5 protein-coding genes are annotated in these 4,115 nt (G+C 67.8%); 3 read left to right on the plus strand and 2 right to left on the minus strand.

Going from position 1 to position 4,115, the window contains the following annotated elements; genetic code table 11:
• Positions 1 to 163, plus strand: a 163-nt coding sequence (locus FKP22_RS22935; protein ID WP_211361534.1) for a type II secretion system F family protein, incomplete at its 5' end; no start/stop codon positions are given.
• 98 nt (positions 164 to 261) lie between these two features.
• On the opposite strand, the gene FKP22_RS22940 is transcribed toward FKP22_RS22935, so the two are convergent.
• Both FKP22_RS22940 and FKP22_RS22945 read right to left on the minus strand, forming a co-directional pair.
• Positions 262 to 750, minus strand: coding sequence for a hypothetical protein (locus tag FKP22_RS22940; RefSeq protein ID WP_141289994.1), 489 nt, complete (start codon positions 748 to 750; stop codon positions 262 to 264).
• A 79-nt stretch (positions 751 to 829) separates the two neighbouring features.
• The gene (locus FKP22_RS22945; protein WP_141289995.1) at positions 830 to 2,395 is read right to left on the minus strand and encodes a methyl-accepting chemotaxis protein; all 1,566 of its coding nucleotides are present in this window, start codon (positions 2,393 to 2,395) and stop codon (positions 830 to 832) included.
• Positions 2,396 to 2,775: 380 nt separating this feature from the next.
• Here FKP22_RS22945 and FKP22_RS22950 point away from each other — a divergent pair, with 380 nt between their 5' ends.
• Both FKP22_RS22950 and FKP22_RS22955 read left to right on the plus strand, forming a co-directional pair.
• Positions 2,776 to 3,771, plus strand: a complete 996-nt coding sequence (locus FKP22_RS22950) for an AAA family ATPase (protein ID WP_141289996.1) — start codon at positions 2,776 to 2,778, stop codon at positions 3,769 to 3,771.
• Between the two features lie 48 nt (positions 3,772 to 3,819).
• A partial coding sequence (locus FKP22_RS22955) for a hypothetical protein (RefSeq protein WP_141289997.1) occupies positions 3,820 to 4,115 on the plus strand: 296 nt, incomplete at its 3' end.

The following is a 4,115-nucleotide window of genomic DNA, read 5'->3' on the forward strand; positions in this document are numbered from 1 at the left end:
GGACCGCGCCGCCAAGCAGCTTGGCGGCGAAGTGCAGCGCCGCGCGCTGGCCGTGGCCACCATCCTGGAGCCGCTGCTGATCGTCGCGATGGGCGGCGTGGTGATGCTGATCGTGCTCGCGGTCATGCTGCCCATCATCCAATTGAACGACTGGGTCAAGTAGGCCCCCGACGGCAGGCGTACCTGCCATCACCCCCCGAGGGGGTCGCAGGCCGCTTCGGAGCGGCCGTGCGCTGGCCTGCGCGGTGAGCCCCCGACATTTCAACGCCCGGCCGCACGCCGCGTCGCGGCCGCCTTCAACTCCCGCTGCAACCAGCGCCCGAATGCCAGCGTGACCGACTCGGGTGGCGCCGATTGGCACAGCCGCTCGGCCAGCAGGTCGGCGCGGAGCTGGACGTGACCGAAGTGCATGCGCAGCGCCCCGGCTGGCAGCAGTGCTTCGGCCGGCAGCTTCACGCCGAACTTGCGCACCACCTCGGCCTCGAACCACAGCTGGTCCTCGCCGTCCCGGTCCAGGCACAGCTCGTGGCCACGGAAGGCGCAGAGCCTGCGCCCGGGTTGCTCCAGGTCACGCATGGCCATGCGTTTGGTGCCACGAAATGCGGCCGAAATGCCGTCGATCAGCGGCCCCGTCCACAAGGCGCCAAACAGCGGCGAGACCATCAGCAGCGTGATTGGGTTGCCGGTGTACCACCAGAGCGACAGCGCGCCCAGCGTGAGCAGGATGCGGCTGGTGAGGTAGGTGGGCATGGCGCCCGCCATCTGACCACAGCCACGCACCAAAAGAAAAGGCGCCCGAAGGCGCCTGGGTGCGGAGCGAAAGTGACGATCAGGCGGCCGTCAGGCGGAAGGTGCCGACCACGCTGCTGAGGCGGCCGGCCTGGTCCTTCAGGCTTTCGGCGGCTGCAGTCGACTCCTCCACCAGCGCAGCGTTCTGCTGCGTCATCTGGTCCAGCTCGGTGACCGCCAGGTTGACCTGGCCAATGCCCTGGCTTTGCTCGGTGGAGGCGGTGCTGATCTCGCCAATGATGTCGGTGACCCGCTGCACGCTGGCGACGATCTCGTTCATCGTGTTGCCGGCATCGCCGACCAGGCGGGCGCCGGACTCGACCCTGTCGACGCTGGCGCCGATCAGGCTCTTGATCTCGCGCGCAGCTTCGGCACTGCGCTGGGCCAGGCTGCGCACCTCGCCGGCCACCACGGCAAAGCCGCGGCCTTGTTCGCCCGCGCGGGCAGCTTCCACGGCCGCATTCAGCGCCAGGATGTTGGTCTGGAAGGCGATGCCGTCGATCACGCCGATGATGTCGGCGATCTTCTTGCTGGACTGGTGGATGTCGCCCATGGTGCTGACCACCTGGGCCACTGCCGCACCGCCACGCTGGGCCACCTGGGCGGCCGAGCTGGCGAGCTGGTTGGCCTGGGAGGCAGCGTCGGCGCTGCTGCGCACGGTGCTGGTCAGCTGCTCCATCGCGCTGGCGGTTTCCTGCAGGTTGGAGGCCGTCTGCTCGGTGCGTGCGCTCAGGTCGTGGTTGCCGGTTGCGATCTGGGTGCTGGCGGTGGAGATGCTGTCGACCACGCCGCGCACCTCGTGCAGCGCGGTGCGCAGCGCCTGGCGCATCGCATCGATGGCGTGCAACAGCTGGCCGGTTTCGTCGCTGCGGTAGCTGGTTTGCGCCGCGCCGGTCAGGTCCATGTCGGCGATCGCGCGAGCCGCGCGCTCGGCCTGGCGCAGCGGCACGGTGATGCTGCGGATCAGCATCCAGCCCAGCGCAGAGCCAGCCACCAGCGCCAGCGCGGTGCAGGCCAGTAGCAGCGTGACGGTGCGCGAGCGCAGCGACTCGACGCGCGCAGCCGATTCGTCCAGCTGATCGCGCTGGACCTTGACCAGCCCGCCCACGGCCTCGAGGTAAAGCTTGGAGGACGGCTCGAACCGCTCGTTGAAGATTCGCGTGGCGGCTTCCGCATCACCCGCCTTTTTGACCTTGCTGATTTCTTCCCGTGCGGCAAGGTAAGTCTTGCGCAATTCGCTGATCTTGGCGAACCGCGCCTTTTCATCCGCCGAATCCAGCGCGCCTTCGATGAGCTTCTGCAAGTCGTTGGTTGCGGAGATGGAGGCTGCAGAGGCGGGCGCGAAGTAGTCGATCAGCGCCGGGTCGCTGCTCTTGGCAATGGCCGCGGCGCGCTGGATGCCGGCGGTGGTGTAACGAAGCCAGTCGGACCCGGCCCGCTCGACCTTGAGGTTGCTGCTGAGCATCACCTCGACTTCTTGGCCCAGATGGCGCAGTTGCACCACGGCAACGATGCTGCTGAGCAGCGAGAGTCCCAGGATGGCGGACAGCACCAGCACGAGCCTGCGCCCGATGGAGCCCTTGCGGGCAAAGGAAGCTTGCGGCATGGAAAAACTTCTCCGGCAAAAAAGACGGTAAACAACGAGACGAGATGGCTTGTCCGTTTGCTAGGCGACGGGGCGATGGCAGCGGCCAGGCGCGGATCCGAGCGAGCAACGGAGAAGCGTGAATTCTTCGGCGACTCCCCTCGTTTCAAGCGCCGGATAAGCCGCCTGGAAGCCGCCAATTCACCGAACTTGTCATGAGGTCTCTTGCAGCGGCCCCGTCAGCACCAGCCGCGAGCTGGCCGGCAGGCTCGCGATTTGCTTGAGCCCGATCAGCCCTGGTTTTGCGCCGCTGATCCGGCGCTGGCCCGGGCAGGTCATTTGCTGCAATGCAGTTGCCGGCCCTCTCGTTTCAAGCCGGTGATTGCCTGGATGGAGGTCTGATGTCCACATCTCACGAGCTCGTTTCGGTCGGCAGCGGCGCAATTCCGATTGCCCGCATGCGCAGCCTGTACCGCGTCGCCGAGGTGCAGCAGCGGCTGCACAAGCTGCCCGACCGGGAACACGAAACGCTGCGCTCCACCTACGAGCGCATGCTCGAAAAAGGGCCCGAGCGTTTCCAGGTCAAGCCTTCCGGCCTGCCGGCCATGGGCCACCTCTACGACGAACTGCCCAACTTCCACGGGGTGCTGGACGCCGTGCGCCGCCAGCTCGCGCTGTGCGAGGACAGCCGCGACGCGCTGGAGATCACGCCCATGCTGCTGCTCGGCCCGCCGGGCGTTGGCAAGACCCATTTCGCACGCGAGATCGCCCAGCTGCTGGGCACCGGCATGGGCTTCCTGTCGATGAGCTCGCTGACCGCCGGCTGGGTGCTCTCCGGCGCCTCCAGCCAGTGGAAAGGCGCGCGGCCCGGCAAGGTCTTCGAGACCCTGGTGGACGGCAACTACGCCAACCCGGTGATGGTGGTCGACGAGATCGACAAGGCCCGCGGCGAACATGCCTACGACCCGCTGGGCGCGCTCTACGGCCTGCTGGAGCACGACACCGCGCACAGCTTCACCGACGAATTCGCCGAAGTGCCGATCGACGCCAGCCAGGTCATCTGGGTCGCCACCGCCAACGACGAGCGCGCCATCCCCGAGCCCATCCTGAACCGCATGAACGTGTTCGAGGTGCAGATGCCGGACGCCGCCGCGGCGCGCGCCATCGCCAGCCGGCTGTATGCGTCCATCCGCGGCGCCCATGCCTGGGGCGAGCGCTTTGACGAGACACCGTCCACCGCCGTGCTGGACCGCCTGGCCGACATGGCGCCACGCGAAATGCGCCGCGCCTGGATGACCGCCTTCGGCAACGCCAGGCTGGACGGCCGCGGCACGCTGCTGGAAAAAGACCTGCCCAACGCTTCAGGCAACAAGAACCGCATGGGTTTCGTGCACTGAACGCGAGGCGGCCAAAGCCGCACCGCCCACCCACATAATGCGGGCCTCATGGCCTGCTGCCTGCGCTCGCATCGCCTCCACCTCGCCACCTGGTGCTGGTGGCTGGCGGCGCTGTGCCTGCTCAAGTTGGCGGTGCCGCTGATCGCGATCGCCGCGGCCCACCACCGCGGCGTGGAACTGGTCGAGGTCTGCTCGGTGTACGGCATGCGCACCATCGCGTTGACGCCTTCGGGCGCCGACGGCACGGCGGCCCTGGAACACGGAAACCTCAGCGCCGGTCCGGCGCAGCACACCAGCAACACTGCGCACGATCACTGTGCACTCGGCGGCATGCTGGGCGGCGC

The organism is Ideonella azotifigens (assembly GCF_006519715.1).
Taxonomy (GTDB): Bacteria; Pseudomonadota; Gammaproteobacteria; order Burkholderiales; family Burkholderiaceae_C; genus Ideonella; species Ideonella azotifigens.